The sequence below is a fragment of the Pseudoalteromonas sp. AWH4_217 genome, from assembly GCF_056161105.1.
Genome location: NZ_JBSWYM010000014.1, coordinates 18802 through 36593, shown reverse-complemented (window position 1 = coordinate 36593; position 17792 = coordinate 18802). Strand labels below are relative to the sequence as shown.

At 47.2% G+C, this 17792-nt stretch carries 13 protein-coding genes; 8 read left to right on the top strand and 5 right to left on the bottom strand.

Annotation, left to right across the window (positions count from 1 at the left end; all coding sequences use genetic code 11):
• Positions 1-146: 146 nt before the first annotated feature.
• Both ACXAH1_RS17090 and ACXAH1_RS17085 read left to right on the top strand, forming a co-directional pair.
• Entirely contained in the window at positions 147-1229 is a 1083-nt protein-coding gene (locus ACXAH1_RS17090; RefSeq protein ID WP_475198330.1) for a methyl-accepting chemotaxis protein, read from the top strand.
• A gap of 119 nt (positions 1230-1348) precedes the next feature.
• A complete protein-coding gene (locus ACXAH1_RS17085) occupies positions 1349-2134 on the top strand; it encodes a class I SAM-dependent methyltransferase (protein WP_475198328.1) in 786 nt (261 codons plus the stop codon).
• 7 nt (positions 2135-2141) lie between these two features.
• Here the strand turns inward: ACXAH1_RS17085 and ACXAH1_RS17080 are convergent, their stop codons facing one another.
• Positions 2142-2885 (bottom strand): metalloregulator ArsR/SmtB family transcription factor, encoded by a 744-nt coding sequence (locus ACXAH1_RS17080; protein WP_475198326.1) that lies wholly within the window; start codon positions 2883-2885, stop codon positions 2142-2144.
• Between the two features lie 263 nt (positions 2886-3148).
• Between ACXAH1_RS17080 and ACXAH1_RS17075 the strand changes: the two genes are divergently transcribed.
• The gene (locus ACXAH1_RS17075) at positions 3149-3997 is read left to right on the top strand and encodes an EamA family transporter (RefSeq protein WP_138551671.1); all 849 of its coding nucleotides are present in this window, start codon (positions 3149-3151) and stop codon (positions 3995-3997) included.
• Positions 3998-4009: 12 nt separating this feature from the next.
• Here ACXAH1_RS17075 and ACXAH1_RS17070 read toward each other — a convergent pair whose 3' ends face one another.
• Positions 4010-6472: a S9 family peptidase gene (locus tag ACXAH1_RS17070; protein WP_475198321.1), complete on the bottom strand. Its 2463-nt coding sequence runs from the start codon at positions 6470-6472 to the stop codon at positions 4010-4012.
• 372 nt (positions 6473-6844) lie between these two features.
• Here ACXAH1_RS17070 and ACXAH1_RS17065 point away from each other — a divergent pair, with 372 nt between their 5' ends.
• The 3 genes from ACXAH1_RS17065 (at position 6845) to ACXAH1_RS17055 (ending at position 10456) form a co-directional block, all read left to right on the top strand.
• The gene (locus ACXAH1_RS17065) at positions 6845-7858 is read left to right on the top strand and encodes a LacI family DNA-binding transcriptional regulator (RefSeq protein ID WP_475198318.1); all 1014 of its coding nucleotides are present in this window, start codon (positions 6845-6847) and stop codon (positions 7856-7858) included.
• Positions 7859-9094, top strand: coding sequence for a glycosyltransferase (locus tag ACXAH1_RS17060; RefSeq protein WP_475198316.1), 1236 nt, complete (start codon positions 7859-7861; stop codon positions 9092-9094).
• Positions 9095-9229: 135 nt separating this feature from the next.
• Complete coding sequence (locus ACXAH1_RS17055; protein ID WP_138551667.1) at positions 9230-10456, top strand: threonine/serine exporter family protein; 1227 nt, start codon at positions 9230-9232, stop codon at positions 10454-10456.
• A gap of 345 nt (positions 10457-10801) precedes the next feature.
• On the opposite strand, the gene ACXAH1_RS17050 is transcribed toward ACXAH1_RS17055, so the two are convergent.
• Complete coding sequence (locus ACXAH1_RS17050; protein ID WP_475198315.1) at positions 10802-11278, bottom strand: methyltransferase family protein; 477 nt, start codon at positions 11276-11278, stop codon at positions 10802-10804.
• Positions 11279-11453: 175 nt separating this feature from the next.
• Here ACXAH1_RS17050 and ACXAH1_RS17045 point away from each other — a divergent pair, with 175 nt between their 5' ends.
• Positions 11454-13517: a S9 family peptidase gene (locus tag ACXAH1_RS17045; protein WP_475198313.1), complete on the top strand. Its 2064-nt coding sequence runs from the start codon at positions 11454-11456 to the stop codon at positions 13515-13517.
• Positions 13518-13842: 325 nt separating this feature from the next.
• On the opposite strand, the gene ACXAH1_RS17040 is transcribed toward ACXAH1_RS17045, so the two are convergent.
• Positions 13843-15495, bottom strand: a complete 1653-nt coding sequence (locus ACXAH1_RS17040; protein ID WP_475198311.1) for an alpha/beta fold hydrolase — start codon at positions 15493-15495, stop codon at positions 13843-13845.
• Positions 15496-16252: 757 nt separating this feature from the next.
• On the opposite strand from ACXAH1_RS17040, the gene ACXAH1_RS17035 reads away from it, so the two are divergent.
• Positions 16253-17224, top strand: coding sequence for a transposase (locus tag ACXAH1_RS17035; RefSeq protein ID WP_475198310.1), 972 nt, complete (start codon positions 16253-16255; stop codon positions 17222-17224).
• Between the two features lie 399 nt (positions 17225-17623).
• Here the strand turns inward: ACXAH1_RS17035 and ACXAH1_RS17030 are convergent, their stop codons facing one another.
• Complete coding sequence (locus ACXAH1_RS17030) at positions 17624-17788, bottom strand: hypothetical protein (protein WP_475198308.1); 165 nt, start codon at positions 17786-17788, stop codon at positions 17624-17626.
• Between the last annotated feature and the right edge of the window lie 4 nt (positions 17789-17792).

The window sequence follows — 17792 nt, the reverse complement described above, 5'->3', positions numbered from 1 at the left end:
TCATTTACCACGCTTAATTTGCCGGTAGAAAACACCTACCTCTTTACTTCTTCTTTATGTAGATCATTGTTTATTTACATTAATCTAGCACTTTAGTGTCTCTGCTGCTATGCTGCTGGCAGTTTTGATAGTCGAAGGAACCCCCAGTGTTAAAGAATCTTTTTGCCAATGCCAGCCACCAATCGGAAATACAGCAGCTAAAAGCTGAGCTGGCCGCTCAACATCAGGCCTATGAGCAACTGGAGGCGGAAAAGCAGGCAATACAGAACGAGCTTATCGAGGCTCAAAAACAGTTAAACGACAACACAGACAACCAGCTTTTACAATGTGCCCTGTCCGGATTGGGACAGATCCATGAAGTACGAGATGCCGTCTTACGCAGCCTGCATCAAATTGAAGAAGAAAGTAGCTCTATTTCCCAGGTAAGTGCGTCGTTCGAAACATCGGAATCCTCTTTGGAAAAGATCCTGTCTGGCATGTCCAGCCTGTCTACTAACATGGCCAGCATGACAGACAACATTTCTGGCCTCTCCCATATGGCGGATAACATCAATACCTTTGTTACCACAATCTCAAAAATATCCGACCAAACCAACCTCCTGGCGCTTAATGCCGCGATTGAAGCCGCACGTGCAGGAGAAGCTGGCCGGGGCTTTAGTGTCGTTGCCGACGAGGTGCGTGCACTGGCGAACAATACTAACGAGTCAGCCAATGAGGTATCTGACTTAGTTAAGAAAATCATTGATACAACCCAGCTAACCGTTGATGGTGTAAATGTGATCCAAAGCTCTAACAATGACTTATCGTCAAGTATTGCGCATCTGAATGATGAGTACGGCAATATTGTGAGTTGTTGTGGTTCAATGAAAAAAACAATCGTCTCAGCGTCTTTGCAAACCTTCGTGCAGACAGCAAAACTGGACCATGTAGTGTGGAAAGGGGAAGTCTATGGCGTGATCGCCGGCAACAGTAACAAGCAAATCAATGAATTTGCGGATCATACCAGCTGCCGTCTCGGCAAGTGGCTCGGTGGTGAAGGAAATAAAGTGCTCAATAAATCAGGGATAATCAACCGCATTGATGGCCCACACAAAGAGGTCCATCGGGCCGGTGTAGAAGCCATGACCCTGTTTGTTGCGGGAGAAAAGCAAAAAGCCATCGCTGAGCTGAACCGTATGGAACAAGCCAGTCGCGATGTACTGAGACTACTGGATGAAGTAACTCACTGATATTAAATCGTTCAACCTTAGGGCACCGTCTTTGTTAGTCGCCCTAAGGTTGCCCTGGTTTCTCCGTCACCACTCTTCTGCTATCATCGCGCTTTGGTTATTTTCCCCTGGTAGTAATTATGTTGATAGATGCGAATTGGCGCGTTCTCACCGTCGGCGATGGCGATCTGAGCTTTTCCTTATCCCTTAGCAAACAGCTAAAACCCGGCCATATTTGCGCCAGTATCTATGACGATGAAGCAACGCTGAGAGCAAAATACCAACATCATGCATTAGACGCCCTGCGTCAGGACTGTATACCAGTATTAACGGGATTTGACGTGACCAAACCGGAAAGCTGGCAAAGCCTGGATGGAGCCCTGTTCGATGCGGTAATCTTTCAGTTTCCACTGATCCCAGCCTTTACCAGTAAACAGGCGTTTGATGACCAAAAGCTATCAACAAACACGCTCAATCGCCGTTTATTACGTCATTTTGTTGATTTTAGCCACCGTTATGCGCTTGACCCGGCTGGCCCTATGCTGGCACTGATCACTTCAAAAGACGTCAAGCCTTATTGTGAATGGAATCTGGAAGACTCTTTATGCCGCGGCACAGACTACCAATATCTCGGTCAATCTGACTTCGATATTCACGCTTTTCCGGGTTATCGCATACGTAATGTTGACAGAGACAAACATGTTAAAGATACCAGCGGCATCACCTACTATTGGTCAGCAAAGCCCCACGCGGATCTGAGCGCATCACTCTACCAACCAGCTTATCTGAACCAGGATCATTGTGGAATGTGTCGCGCCGGACCATTTTTCAGCGAGCACGACAAGCTTGCCCATTTAGGGTCGAAGAAACATGCCATGATGCTCAGACATGAACAAGACTGGCTCACTTACCTTAACAAAGGCTAAGCACACGCTAGCGACAACAACTTAGCTGTCGTGCTGGTCTGTCTCCCATCTTCGCAAGTCTGGTCAGCTCCTGAGCAATACATGCTGGCTCGCCAAACAAAGTGCTCTGCAGCACTTTTAACATCCAGTCGGGTAATGCCACATTCAACGCATAGTAGACCCATTGACTCTGCTTGCGCACCGTCAATATGCCTGCCTTTCTCAGCTGTGCAAGGTGCCGGGAGACTTTAGGCTGACTGGGTTCATCCAATGCGACCATGAGCTCACATACGCAAAGCTCTTGTTCAAGTAGAATCAGCAGCAGCGTTTTCAGCCGTAACTCATCGCTCATTGCTTTGTAAAATGTCATGGATGTGACTGGGATCAATGCCTGAGGCTGCATAAGTAAATCACGTACTTTCTCATTGATATCGTACAGGACCTTGCGATAAGGATTGTAGGGCTCTGGCGACTCATCTAAGGTAACTTGCCAGTTCAGTGCCTGTTGTGGAAGGGCATAGTCATGCGTTGCTCCAATACTATCCGCGATATGAATAGTTAACTCACATTCTTCAGGCTTTGCACCGCAAGACACACACTCCATGTTACTCAACAAACCAAAAGCCCCAAGGGCCTCCTTTGCCATAGGGCTGATACTCTGCTCTGCTTGCAAAATTGTAGAAACGTCGATGTCCCGCCTGTGATGGCTAAGCAATGACACAACCATTAGCACCAAATCAGGGTTTGCACCTGTCACAAAAATACTTTTCACTGAACTGCTCTCCTATATACGAATATTATTATATAACGAAAGCAACACACAGTTAATATCCAGATTGGAGAACACGGCGTTTCTTCAGGTTAATTTGAATCACTCAATGAAATAAAAACACTACATTTTGATAATTAAAGTTAAACAGAAAATAGCATACCTATCGGTATTATCATACTTTATCGAATAATGTATACAAAGCTATTGAGCAGCACTATTTTGACAAGTAGACTAGCGACCTTCATTTTTTGCGAGACTTCTCGATGCATGTTTTAAACAAGAGCTTTTTATATGCCATCGCGTGCTTGTTGCTTGCCATGGTCACCATTCAATCCGGTGCTTCAATCGCCAAACAGCTGTTTCCCCATGTTGGTCCTGAGGGCACCACGGCCTACCGGTTGGGCTTTTCAGCTCTTATTTTGTGTCTGGTTTTCCGCCCCTGGCGACATTTACCTAAAAACTGGCGGCCGGTGATCTTGTATGGCCTGAGTCTGGGCATCATGAATCTGACATTTTATTATGCAATAGAACGCATTCCGCTGGGCATTGGCGTTGCATTGGAATTCACAGGGCCACTGGCAGTCGCGCTATTTTCCTCACGACGTAAGCGTGATTACCTCTGGGTAGCGCTCGCACTTGCTGGCATTTTGCTGTTGCTGCCTAATATGGGAGAAGTCGATGGACTGGATCCCATCGGGGTTTTACTGGCTCTTACAGCAGGTGCCTGTTGGGCGGGGTATATCTTATTTGGTAAAAAAAGTGGTGGTCACGGCTCAGGAGGCGCTACGGTTGCCATTGGAATGAGCGTTGCCGCTTTCGCCGTTGTTCCGGTTGGTGTGATATCACAAGGCAGCGCATTACTCGACTGGTCATTAATCCCGCTGGGTATCGCCATAGGGCTGTTGTCCAGCGCACTGCCCTACAGCCTGGAAATGGTGGCGTTGAAGAAAATGCCGGCGCAGGGCTTTAGTATCATGATGAGCATGGAGCCAGCCATTGCCGCACTGGCCGGCTTAGTGATCTTAGGCGAGCTACTCAGTGGCTGGCAGTGGCTCGCAATCTTTATGGTGATTGCCGCGTCATTAGGCAGCTCTCTTTCCTCTAAAGAATGATCACACTTAACATTACATAGGCCAGGGCGTTTGAGGCTCTGGCTCAAGCTTGAATCTTAATCCTTCCGGGACCTGATTGATTTCTTCAATCGCAGGAAGAGGATCAAAATGACGTTGTAGCCAGCTCTGCTGCTCCCAAAGCAAGTGCAAGACATCCTGACGATTTGCGTAATTGTGGTTACTCTCTGGTAACAACACCAGCCGTGCCCGCTTGCCAAGATCATTGAGCGCACTGAACAGACGCTCACTTTGAACGGCAAAATGACCTGGCTTACGATCCTGATAGCCATGTATCAACAGCACAGACGCCGATATTTTATCAGCATAGGCTAATGGTGAGCTCATCAGGTAAGCTTGCGGGTCCTGCCATAAAGTGCCAGTTTGCTTTTCAAAGGCAAATGGTGCCAACGTATAATTATAAGTACCGCTGCGTGCGATCCCCGTGACAAATAGCTCGGTGTTGGCCAACAGGTCAAGCACCACGGTAGCGGCAGCACCATGACCACCAATGGCCACTTTGTTAACATCTGCGATGCCTTGCTGCGCTAACACCGCGACAGCAGCCTGAGCTGTAGCCTGCCACTGTGCTCGTAATTGTGCCACACTCCCCTGCTCGCCAGGCAAGCTAAACGCATCAATTTCAAATACCGCATAACCCTGAGCCAAATGGGGCAAAGGACCGAGATGATCCACGGGCACAAAATAGTGCGGGGAGTTGAAAGTGTGTTTTACGTGACTGGGGGCTTTTACCCACATTAGCACAGGCACCCGGCCAAGACTGGGATCGTAATTAGCTGGCAGATAAAGCGTTCCGGATATTTGCGTCCCATCACCACCGTCAAAATTCAGGACCTCCTGAGACAGGCCTCGTAACGCCGGATATGGATGTCTGAAATGAGTGATCTGTTCCAGCGAGCTGAATGTCCGATCATGGACAAAATAGTTAGGTTGCTCCTGTTTCGATTGACGACGAGTGATAAAGCGCATCCCCTCATCATCCAACAGTGCAATAAACTCTTCAAAATACGGTGCCTGAGATTGCCATATCCGGGTACGGGTGTTCGTTCTGGCATCGAACCTGTCCAAGAACGGCAAATCCTGCTCTTGTACCTTTTCTACTCCACGGATAAATAAATATCGACTTCCCACCACTTTAAGTACCTGAACACCCAAATCATTACGCGCAGTCAACCACTGTTCGGAGGTCGCTTCCGTCACTCGGTACCTGGCCACTTCCAATGGGTTGCGCTGTGGCGCGAGTGGATTAATCACCGACGTTGTTAAGAAACGCGCGTTTTCAGCCTGAGTCAGTAAAGCAATGTTTGAGTCGCCCCAGTCCATACGAACAAAAGGTTCCTGCAATGCCATAAACAAACGCGGCGCTCGTTTAAAGGGCGAAGAAATATGGTACAGACCGTACTCATTCTGCGCATCTTCTTCTTGTGCCCAAATCACAGTAGCACCTTTATCTGCACGCCATTGAAAATGACTGCGCACAGGTGGAGAAGGTGGCGCAGAGATAGCCGTCAGGACCGTATTTTCTTCGCTGTGCTCCATCGCTGGTTCACTCGGTAACACAGGCCGGTAAAGCTCATACAATGCAAATCCTGTCATTCCCCACACTTGCCAGACACTGGGGTGATTAGCAAGCGAACGTTGATTGGTTTGTTGCTGCTGTGGCGCTTCCAGCATCGCCATCGCGACGATTAAATTGGTGGCGTCTGGCGACGGTTCAAAATGATGGAAATAAGCAGGTCCGCCAATGGCTGAAGGGCGGCCTTGCAAAGGAACTTTGATTAACTGACCCTGAGCATAATGGGCAAAGTCTTCAGTAGAGAGCGTTTGACTGGTTTGCTTAAGCGGACTCAGGGCCCCATGCGATTGCGCTACCACGGGTCCTGCCAGCGGCGATTGTTGCACCGGTTGCTGCTGCTCACCGGTATGATTGATGGCACTATTAATAACCAGCGCGGAACTGTCTGGCAGCCAGTGGTAAGGCACCTCAGTGGTGACTCCGTTAAGCGGATAGCGCGACAGCGCACTCAGCTCACGTTGTTCAATATCATAAATCCAAAGACGGCCGTCCTGCTTGGAGAGCAAGATAAAAGCCAGGTAACGGCCATCAGCACTCCAACGCGGGGCATATACTTCACCAGCCGGTAAATTATTGACTTGCACCTCAGCACCAGTGGCAACATGTTTAAAGCTCAGCCCTGAGTAGGTCGTTAACCCCAGACGCATAAATGTGGTCGGATTGAATTGCAAATCTCCATAGCCCACACCTATTTCGGTGTTATGCTCTGACGTGGGTGACTGTGTCAGTAACGCCATCCAGACATGTTGCTCATTAAGCAAGACCTCAGGCATTGGCGCCACATCTACGAGTTGAGCGATCTCTTCTTTGGGTACCTGATACCCTTCAGACACCGCCATCGCAGCATGTACCCACACACAACAAGCTAAAAAAAACAGCACAACCGGGCTCTTTTTCACCACTTCTCTACCTTTGAATTTGTATCTTAACCTCTCATGATATAACGAAATTCCTTAAATGTGCACTAGTTTAATAGCAAGCAACACAATAAAGTAGCCAATCATGAGGCGAGTGAATTTCGGCGATAACACCGCTCCCGCGCCCTGCTATCGCTGAGGCATCTACATCCATATAGGCGAGGCAGGAAATTAGATATTTAGTTGTTTTAAATGAGATTTTTTAACACGGTTAGCGGCAAATTTAATCCCTCAGGTTGGTTACGTATTACTGCTGACTGCTATAAAGTGTATCCAGACGCGAAGTTACGGTAAACTAAGCGTTCGTCAACCGTTTGCACAGTTATTCAGGCCATTATGAACAACAATAAAAAGCCAGACAAAGTGACCATTTTCGATGTCGCCAGAGAAGCGCAGGTATCCAAGTCTACCGTGTCACTGGTCCTTACACATTCAGACAAAGTCAGTGATAAAAGCCGGGAAAAGGTGCTCGCCGCTATCACCAAGTTGGGTTACGTGTACAATCGTGATGCAGCAGCCCTGCGCAGCAAGCGCTCCAACCTGGTCGCTTTGGTGATAAACGACCTGACTAACCCCTACTCCGCACAGCTGGCGGTGGGCCTGGAAAAGCACATTTATGCGCTGGGGATGGTGCCTATGCTGGTTAATACCAGTGAAGATCTGGCTCGCCAGCATCAAGTCGTCAATACGCTTAAAGAGTACAATGTTAGCGCGTTTGTTATGGTACCTGCGCCTGGCACCACGATGGAATGGGTGAACCAGCTCGTTGAGTCTGGCTTTCCGGTTATTAACATCATGCGGGAAATCCCCTACAGCAATGCACCCTGTATTCTGCCAGATAACCAAAAAGGCACCCATCTGGCAACCCTGCATTTGCTTGATCAGGGGTTAGAAAACCTAGCATTTTTGGGCGGTACACCCGATATCTCAGACTATCACGAGCGCGTTGCGGGCTTTCGTAGCGCACTTGCTCTGCGCAATGTGTCTCAGCCGATGCCACAGATTACAGCCCCGACTAATCGCCAGGGAGGTCGGGAAGCTTTTAACACCCTATATCAGGATGCTCCCCAGACTCAGGCCGTGGTGTGCTTTAGTGACGTCATCGCCTACGGTGTTATGGAAGCTATGCGTGAACACAACCTGGTGCCTGGCAAAGATATTAAAGTCGTCGGTTTCGATGACCTGGCCGACTCCAGACTAATGAAACCAGCCCTGTCATCCGTGCGGATTGATGCAGATGACATAGGCAAACGAACCTGCCAGGCACTGGCAGAGATCATGAATAAATCACAACCTGCGGTACGTACCTTAGTCGATGTATCGCTGCAACTCAGAGAATCCTCAATTTAAATGACACAAGTTTTAGTAATTGGTTATGTCTGGCCGGAGCCGAACTCATCTGCAGCCGGCAGTCATATGATGTCCTTGCTGCGCTTTTTCCGCGCTCAGAACTGGCAAGTGGAATTTGCCAGCCCTGCCCAACAAACCGAGCATATGGCCGATCTTAGTTTGGAACAGATTACCTGTACGCCTATTGCACTCAACTGCAGTAGCTTCGATGAGTACGTCTGCAAACTCAAGCCTGACATTGTGATGTATGACCGTTTTATGATGGAAGAGCAATTTGGCTGGCGGGTTGATAAGTTTGCACCCGATGCGCTTAAGATCCTCGATACAGAAGACTTACAATGTCTGCGTAACGCACGCCATGCAGCGCATAAAACACAGCAAGCTTTCACACTGGACAGCTTACTCGATAGTGAATTAGCCAAGCGTGAAATCGCAGCCATTTTACGCTGCGACCTGTCGCTGATTATTTCCGACTATGAGCTCGAGTTACTCACGACACAATTTAATGTCTCACCAGAGTTGTTACACCACCTTCCCTTCATGGTCGACTTGAATGCGCTCAGTTCAGATTTACCTGACTTCCATGAGCGTAAACACTTTATGACCATAGGCAATTTTCGTCATGCTCCTAACTGGGATGCCGTACTCTATTTGCAGCAGATCTGGCCCGTGATCCGCAAGCATCTCCCGGACGCGGAGCTACATATATACGGATCTTATCCCCCACCTAAAGCGACCGCTCTGCACAATCCCAAAACAGGCTTTTTAATCAAAGGCTGGGCGAAAGATGCACTGGGTGTGATGGCACAAAGTAAGGTCTGTCTTGCACCACTGCGCTTTGGTGCCGGGATTAAAGGCAAACTGCTCGAAGCCATGATCACGCAAACCCCGTGTGTGACCACACAGATAGGTGCCGAAGGCATGCATGGTGACTTGCCCTGGCATGGTGCGATAAGCGACTGCCCTGAAACCTTTGCGGCTGAAGCCGTCGCCTTATATCAGGATCAAGTTCGTTATCAGCAAGCTCAACAGAACGGGCAATCCCTGCTTCAGGCTCGCTATGACAAACGACCGCTGGAGGAGCAACTAAAACAAAAGGTTATCAATACAATAAATAACCTAAACGCTCACAGACGTGCCAATTTCACCGGCAGCATGCTGCGCCACCATACACTGCGCAGTACCCAATATATGTCCCAATGGATTGAAGCAAAAAATGCAAATAAAATGCGTTGAATTTGCGTGAGAACCCGTTAGAATTCGCGGCAATTTAGGTTATTGCCTAAACTCAGTATGGGAGTCTAACCAGCTGTTGGCTTCCATACTCACTGTATCGCTGTCGATTTTCACTTATTATTAGGTTACACGCCGTTGAATTCAGCCACCTTTACACAAAAACGCAAGTTTATTGTTAAATTAGGAAAAATGCTTCATCAATACGGAACTCCGGCTTATCGTCTGGAAGCCCATCTGATGGAGGTTGCTACCCACCTGGGCCTTAAGTCGTCCTTTGTCATGTCACCGACTTCAGTCACTTTTGTGATCTGGACTGAAGGGCATGAAGACGAGTACACCCATGTTGCCCGTGTTGAGCCAGGTGATCATAACCTGGGGTCACTTGCTGATACCGACGATGTGGTCAATCGTATGTTGGCGGGTGAATTGAGTATAGAGCAGGCAGATCAGAATCTGGACGCGATAACCAAAGCAAAAGACCCATATGGACGCTTGTTGACGGGCTTTGCATTTGCAGTGTCTGGCGGTGCGTTTGCCATGTTGATGGGAACCAGCTGGAACGATGTGCTGTGGTCTGCGGTGCTGTCTATCCTGGTATTTCTATTTGTGCTGTGGTCAACCCGCTCTAAGCGGGTAACCCATATGCTGGAACCGGTAGTAGCCATAGTGTCTGCGCTGGCGGCCTGTGCCATTTCATCCTATCTGGATCCCATGGTGAACATTCGTCTTGTCGTGCTCTCTGCCATTATCGTATTCATTCCGGGACTGGCATTGGCACTGGGGTTTGCAGAGTTATCCGCTCGTCACCTGGTGTCGGGTACTGCACGGGTCATGGATGCTATTATGCTGTTGTTTAAGCTTTATTTTGGCGCGTTTCTGGGTATCAGTATTGGCTTTTTCCTGTTTGGTCAGAGCGACTATGTACAACCCGACCCGCTCCCGAAATGGACTGCCTGGATGGCCATTTTACTGCTGTGTAGCAGCCTGATTGTGATTTTTCGCACTAAGCTCAAGCACGCCAGCTGGTCGATTGCGTCGGGCTTTATTGCCTATGCAGCCAGTATCGGCTCCGCGGTCTATCTGGATTATTCGCTGGGCACCTTTGTCGGCGCCTTTGCCGTGGGCGTGTTCAGCAATGTGTTTAACCGCACCGTTAACGCACCGGCTTCGATAGTCGCCATGCAGGGCTTGATAGTGCTGGTACCCGGTTCCAAAACCTATATTGGCCTGAATTCACTGATAGAAGGCCAGAGCTTTGTTGCCGCCGACCACATCGGCCAGCAAACGTTTTTAATCTTTATGTCATTGATTGCGGGCCTTATCTTTGCCAATGTGGCATTGCCACCTAAAAAGAGCCTGTAATCTATATACGGCAACCTACGCTTGCTGCGGGGTTGCCTGCTATGCTTTTCGTCCTTGAGATTTGAACGTATCGGTAATTCCCTTGCCCACTAAAAATTCCAATTCACTTCCCTTTGCATTAAATCTAATTTGAATTTCACAATTTACCGCAGCAGAAGCACTATGGCCGGATTACCACAACGTCTCAGAAATAAAGCATCTGCTCATTAAGCAGCAAAGTTTGTTAGCTAATCAACAAAGTAAAGCCTGGCAAGACCTGTTCAAAACCATTTTAGTTAAGCATTCCTGGGGGATGCCGGATGATATCAGAGCGCAATTTAACCAGGTTTCAACACGTTAGACTAGTCAGAGCCAGCGCCGAGTTGTGCTCAGAAAGTCACGATAGGCCTGGCCATAGGCTTTTAATAAAAAGCGCTCCTCAGGTTTAATCTGAAAGCGTGTCATATAACCGATAAAGCTCAATACAACGAGTGCACCAGCTGGCGATGCTAAATACCAGTTTTGTGCAACCAGTAAGCACAGCAACCCCACATACATAGGATTGCGGGTAAAGTGATAAATGCCTCCAGTGACCAATGCCGATACTTTATCTACATGCACCGGATCAACGCTGGTTTTATGACGACGAAACGCCCAAACACCCGCCAGAGCCACGACAGCGCCTATCGTACTCAATACCAAAGTGCCGCCAATTTTAAATGACTCGGCCATAGTAAAGTGCCCGGTAATCTGGACCATTCCCCAACTCAAAAGCATGTGTAGCAATAAAACAACCGGAGGTGGTATTTTGGTATCCAAAGGATGTTTCTGTGACTCTGACATAGTGACCCCTCAGCATTAAAAGATGTCATTTAATTGATATGTCGCAATTATTTATCCCATAAAGCTGACAGTTAATCGCAAACACTGGTTTTCAGCCTATGCTAACGTAAAATGTTGCCCACTCGCACTACACCCTGCGGTCTAGTTTATAAAAAGTGTAATCCAGAGAACATTTATGAAACTGATAAAAACTACCCTCGCGCTTGCTATTGGCCTTGCCAGTGCCAGCACCTTTGCCGCATCGGCAAATGACACCATCACAGTTGAAGATATCCCAACTATTCAGCGCGTGATTCAGGCAGCAGTCAGCCCGGATGGCGAATCGGTTGCGTTTCGTCGCTCCGTACCCCGTGAGCTGTATGTAGACAGCAATGGTAAAAACTACAGTGAATTATATGTGGTTGATGACGAAGGCAATGAAGTGCCTTTTATCACAGGTAAGATTAACGTAGGTAAAATTGAATGGTCTGCAGATGGCAAATTCATTTACTTCACAGCCAAGAAAAAAGAAGACAAGTTCACCTCACTATACCGCATTGCAGTAGACGGCGGTGAAGCCCAAAAAGTACTGTCGCTCAAAGGCACTTCAATCAACAAGTATCGTCTGAGCCCTAACGGTAAGCAAGTTGCAATTCTGGCTATGCCAGCCAAAGACGCAAGCGAAAAAGAGCTTAAAAAGCTGGGCTTTATGGCCGAAGTGTATGAACTTGGTCTGAAAAACAAACAGCTACATTTAGTGGACCTGGTACAAACAAACAAACCCCTGACGCCTGCCGTTGTGCCTGTCGAGGGTTATGTGAGCGACATTAACTGGTCTGACGATGCCAGCAAATTATTGGTAAAAACCCAGCCAACGGCGCTGATTGATGATCAGTATATGAAATCTCAGTGGCATGTGATGGATGTGGCAACGCAGAAAATCACCACCTCATTCAAAACCGAGGGTAAACTGGGAGAAGCTGAGTTCTCTCATGATGGCAAGTACATTGCGATTCTGGGTGCCGAAGATAAGCACGATCCTGCCAAGGGCCGTTTGTATCTGGCCAACGCCAAAACCGGTAAAGTAGAAGAATGGATCCCTAACTTTATGGGCCACTTCAAAGACTTCGAATGGTCAAACCGCAAAAACGTACTGAACTTTATTGCTGATGTAGGCGTTGAAACCTTCATTGGCCAGGTCAAAGTAGGTTCAAGCAAATACAAAAAGCTGGTTAAAGAAGGCAAGTTCATCGCCCACAGCCTGTCAGTATCTGATTCAGATAAGACCATTGGCGTACGTGCAGAAAGCCCGAAACACCCAAGCGAAGTGTTTATGGTGCGCTCTAAAAAGCCAACCCGCTTAACCGATTCAAATCCTTGGTTGAACACCAAGCGTCTGGCAAAGCAGGAAGCGATTAGCTTCAAGGCCCGTGACGGTGTTGAGATTGGTGGTGTGCTTATCTACCCATTGGACTACCAGGAAGGCACACGTTACCCTCTGATCATGGCGGTACACGGTGGTCCTGAGAGTCATGACAGAAACGGCTGGCTGACCAGCTACTCGGATCCAGGTCAAATGGGTGCGGCCCGTGGTTATGCGGTATTCTATCCGAACTATCGTGGCTCTACAGGTAAAGGTGTTGATTACTCAAAACTCGGTCAGGGCGACTATGCAGGTAAAGAGTTTGACGATCTGGTCGACATGAAAGAATACCTGGTTAACATGGGCCTGGTTGACACCAAGCGCGTTGGTATCACAGGTGGCTCTTACGGTGGTTATGCGTCTGCCTGGGGCGCAACTAAACTGACCGAACACTTCGCGGCCAGTGTCATGTTTGTAGGTGTGACTAACCAACTGTCTAAGTTCGGTACTACAGACATTTCAAACGAAATGTTCCTGGTTCACGCCCGCTCTTACCCGTGGCAAAAATGGCAGTGGTACCTTGAGCGCAGCCCAATTTACTGGGCTGGTCAGTCAAAAACGCCACTGTTAATCATGCATGGTAAAGACGACCCGCGCGTTCACCCGGCTCAATCGATGGAGCTGTACCGCTACATGAAGGTGCAAGACAAAGACGTACGTCTTATCTACTACCCGGGTGAAGGCCATGGTAACCGCAAAGTTGCGGCTCAGTACGACTACAGCCTGCGTTTAATGCGCTGGATGGACAATTACCTGATCCACGGCAACAAAGACATGCCTGAGTATGAGATTGACCATGCCGCTAAATTAAAAGCAGTGAAAGAGAAGAATAAGTAAACTTCTGTTTTTATGGTAAAAAAATAAAAGGCTTGCCAGATTGGCAAGCCTTTTTTGTTTATGGTGGTTGCTCAGAGTGTATTAGTGTCTCGCCATACGTACTAGAACACTTTCTACCAGTCTGCCATCAAACTCGGGCTATATACCGAATTAGTTCCGGCCAAGCCTGACTTACCAACGATAAACAGTCTTTTCTATTCAAGTACCGCGAATCTCTCAGCCACCATTCACGTTATGCCGATAAGCAATTGAGTTTTTAGCAGCCCGCAATATTATTTAAGTGATGCTGGCTACACTTTCAAACGGGGTGGACCCTGGTTCGTCTTTACCAGTCTACCAACCTGGTGAATGTGCCAAAAGCTTGAGCAAACTGTTCCGGCTGAGCTTGTTTGAGCGCCAAACGCTGCTCGATTGTCATGGTTTGCACTGTCCCCTCGTAGGCATCGCTTGTACCAAAGAGCATTAGACTTTCAAACTCAGAAGCTGCAAAGCTGAGCCCTTTGAGATTACTCAAACAACTGGTATCTGGCTCAGACCATAGATTTTCAATAAAGCTCATCATAACTTGAGCACCACAGGTTTCACTTCCCTCGTTCATGTGTGTGACAAAAACCACACCGTGTTCGGTTTGTTGAAACTCCACATAACGTTGATTAATATTAGTAAAAGTAGCTTGTATCAGCGGTATATCATAGTGTGGCGTTTGTGGATCTACATCGCCATTGATGGCCAGGGTTGGCATATAATGATGCATATTTTGATAGATAAATTCATCGCTGTAGCGATTACCCCAAATGGTTTTATCAACCTCCTTTTGCAGCAGGAAGTAAGTGGGATAACAGGCTACAGCATCCTGACAGAACGCCAAACGCTGTGTTAAATCTCGCTCCACGTCATTGAGCTCATTATTACTAATTAACCGTGCAATGACACTGGAATAACCCAGCGGATCTTTGGCGGGCAGTTGAACTAACTCACGACCTTCCCCTCTCAATATAAACTGATGTAAATTGTTGAGCGCCAAGACGTCATCGTTGTTGCAACGTGCCAGACGATAAAAAGCAGGCATTAATATTTGTTCTAACGAACGCGTCATAGATATGGTTGCAAACGCTTGTAATTCGTCGCGAATAAATGCCAAATCAGGACAATGTTCACCACTAAACACACGCTGTAACAGCGAGCGAATTGCTTGATCTGCCTCGCCATGAAACTTGCTACTACACAGAGCATCCTGATCACAATAATGGCTTAACTGAGTAAAAATTTTGCCGTAGTTCTCATCCCAAAGATCTAACCCAGCCCCGGTTGCAGGAAACACGGAATCTAATATCAGACTTTGCGCGCCAGTCGGCGCCACCTGACTGAAACGCTGTGCCCAAAAAGTGCCATATGACACGCCATAAACATGACTTGGCAGCCAGTCTAATACCTTGCTTTTACCTATCACATAATCGAGATCTTTCGCGGCTGAAGTGGTATTAAACTGATATAGCCCTTCTCCCCACTGGTTATATAAATCGTCAAAACAACCTTGCCAATAGGCCTCGTAATCTTGGGAAGGTGGATTGTTACACCCCAAATGGGTCGACCAGCCTACCCCACGGTGTTCAAGCACATATAAGTCGTAGTCATTCGTAAAAGGTGCCAGTGAGCTGTCAAACTGATTAACAAAAAAGCTCCCTGAACCACCCGGTCCGCCCTGTAAAAACCATATTTGCCCGCGGCTGTTACCCGAACGTGCAGGATGTTTTGAGACTAACACGTCAATTTGCTTGCCTGTTGGGTCATCCCAATTCAATGGCACCTGAGCCAGAGTACATTCATTGCGGTTATCAGGGCTTTGAAACTGGCTTGGGCATGGTCCCCAGTCAAACGCAAAATATTCGTTAAAGCTCGATTTAACAGGGCTATTTGCCCAACCAGAAGTACTTGATAAACAACCTGCCAGCAAACAGGTTTTAACTAAAAAGCGCATATTATTCCTTTCTTATATTAGTAAAAATCATCCCATAAGAGGGACAGCTCAAATAGCACAGCGAGTAAAATTAAGTTATGTATGAAGTTTCATCACCATTCACCGAATTTTTCATCACTGCTAACGGCGAGGCCGCAAACCCTATTTAATGCCTTGTTACATAGCTCAATGCGACTCATGGCATACGTAGGTTTAAAAACACCTGTGCGACGGCATGTAAGATCTTAGGGATCTTAAGGGGATCTTAAGGGACACCCATTCAAAACTTGTCTCTCAGAGCTATAAAGCAACAGATAACCCTGGGTGTCTGTGTTTTTGTGTTTTTGTTCTTCGTTTTCACCATAACCAGCAACACACAATTCAGTTTTTTCCAGCGCACAGACGGTCTAAGTTTTCTTTGTATATCCACCTGCCTTTCTCTTCTGTTGTAGATCAAACTTGCTGAAGTCGTCGCAAGGGATGTACCAGAATTTGAAAGATCATAAGCTTTTGTTTTTATTTGCCTTTACTTTTTAACTTAATGGATGGCTGAAAGAGGCGTACCGGTTTTGGCACAGATGAAACAGGCGAGTGTGTCGAAATTAAGACAGGGATTAATATGCGCCCAATGGAGGAGGTTTAGCACCAGCAAAGCAATCTTAAGCAAGGCAAATATCTCTTAAGACAAAAGATCTCTTGAGACACCCACTCAAAGACTTGTCTGCCACACTCCAACCATCTATGCTTGTAATCTGCTCCAAGGATAAGGACGGACCCAATGCCAACGGCACGGAAAAGCCAGGTCAGCTTAGTTGACACAAAATACTACCATTGCATCTCCCGCTGTGTCAGGCGTGCCTTTTTATGCGGTGAAGATCCATTAACAGGCCAATCTTATGAGCATCGCCGTGAATGGGTTGAAGAAAAGCTACTCCTGCTCGCATCCATTTTCTGCATTGATATCTGCGCTTATGCTGTTATGAATAACCATACTCACATCGTTTTATATGTGGATGATAAAAAAGCCAATCGATTGAATGACAAAGCCATCGTTATCCGCTGGCATAAGCTTTTTAAAGGAAACTGGCTGACGCACAAATTCATCGAAGGTAACGAGCTTAATCCGTCCGAGCGCATTATGCTCGACGATATTATAGAAAAATATCGCGAAAGACTGGCCAGCATCAGCTGGTTTATGCGTGTTCTGAACGAAGACATTGCCCGCAGGGCAAACAAAGAAGATGGCTGTACAGGCCGGTTTTGGGAAGGCAGATTCAAATCCCAGGCGTTACTTGATGAAGCCGCTCTAGCCGCCTGCATGGCCTATGTAGACCTCAACCCTATCCGGGCCAAAATGGCCAGCACACCCGAAACCTCTGAGTTCACCAGTATCAAAAAACGTATTGAACATGCACAGCAAGGCAAACAACCAGAGAACCTTGTGCCCTTTGCAGGCAACCCCAGACAAAACATGCCTAAAGGATTACCCTTTGAGCTTAAATACTACATTGAACTGGTCGAGCTCACAGGCCGATGCATCCGAGCTGACAAACGAGGTCATATCAGCGAAGTCCAGCCTATCCTCGCCAGATTGCAAATTAAGCCCGAAAACTGGCTAAAACTCACCACGCAATTTACCAAAGTTTTCCATGGTGCAGTCGGCAGGCGTCATGCTATGAATGAATACTGTGCACATCTGCAAAAAAGGCGACGTCCTAATCTATCTAATTGTGAACAATTATTGGGTTAGACTTACCATTATCCTAACTTCAAGTGATGGCTGTCGCACACTGGCAGCGCTTGCCCGTGCCTGAAGGTTGAAATAACTTATTTTTTAGCAAAAATTCCTCACCAATGGCCTCTCGTGGTTTCACACCTTTTTATTCGACAGAGCGCTCACATCCATCCATTAAAGATCCATAATAGGGCCAGGTAACGCAGGGTGTCTATATACTTAGGCACTGGCCGCCTGTATATTTTTCTTTTTTATATCTGTATATTTTGGGTGTCTTTATATTTTTTATTTTTGGGTGTCTTTATATTTTCTCTGTATATTTTGTTAACGAAATACACTCTCATCCTGCTGTATTTATGGTTTAAAAATAAACCTGTGCACCTATATGCACAGGTTTTTCTAGTCAGACTCTAATCACTCCCAGATCACGTCATCACCACTACCAAATCGATCTCCTTTACCATTAGTCGTACCTGTTGCTCGCATTCGGATCCCGCCAGCAACCTGTGAAGCTTCATCCTTTTTTAGTTGGCGTGAGAATGTGTGGGCTAATACTCTAGGTTTATTATTTTCTTTCATTTTC

Bases quoted from the DNA above. Each gene is read 5' to 3' on its own strand.
- ACXAH1_RS17085 (WP_475198328.1), top strand. From the start codon at position 1,349: ATGTTGATAGATGCGAATTGGCGCGTTCTCACCGTCGGCGATGGCGAT.
- ACXAH1_RS17075 (WP_138551671.1), top strand. From the start codon at position 3,149: ATGCATGTTTTAAACAAGAGCTTTTTATATGCCATCGCGTGCTTGTTG.
- ACXAH1_RS17065 (WP_475198318.1), top strand. From the start codon at position 6,845: ATGAACAACAATAAAAAGCCAGACAAAGTGACCATTTTCGATGTCGCC.
- ACXAH1_RS17060 (WP_475198316.1), top strand. From the start codon at position 7,859: ATGACACAAGTTTTAGTAATTGGTTATGTCTGGCCGGAGCCGAACTCA.
- ACXAH1_RS17050 (WP_475198315.1), bottom strand. From the start codon at position 11,278: ATGTCAGAGTCACAGAAACATCCTTTGGATACCAAAATACCACCTCCG.
- ACXAH1_RS17045 (WP_475198313.1), top strand. From the start codon at position 11,454: ATGAAACTGATAAAAACTACCCTCGCGCTTGCTATTGGCCTTGCCAGT.
- ACXAH1_RS17040 (WP_475198311.1), bottom strand. From the start codon at position 15,495: ATGCGCTTTTTAGTTAAAACCTGTTTGCTGGCAGGTTGTTTATCAAGT.
- ACXAH1_RS17035 (WP_475198310.1), top strand. From the start codon at position 16,253: ATGCCAACGGCACGGAAAAGCCAGGTCAGCTTAGTTGACACAAAATAC.
- ACXAH1_RS17030 (WP_475198308.1), bottom strand. From the start codon at position 17,788: ATGAAAGAAAATAATAAACCTAGAGTATTAGCCCACACATTCTCACGC.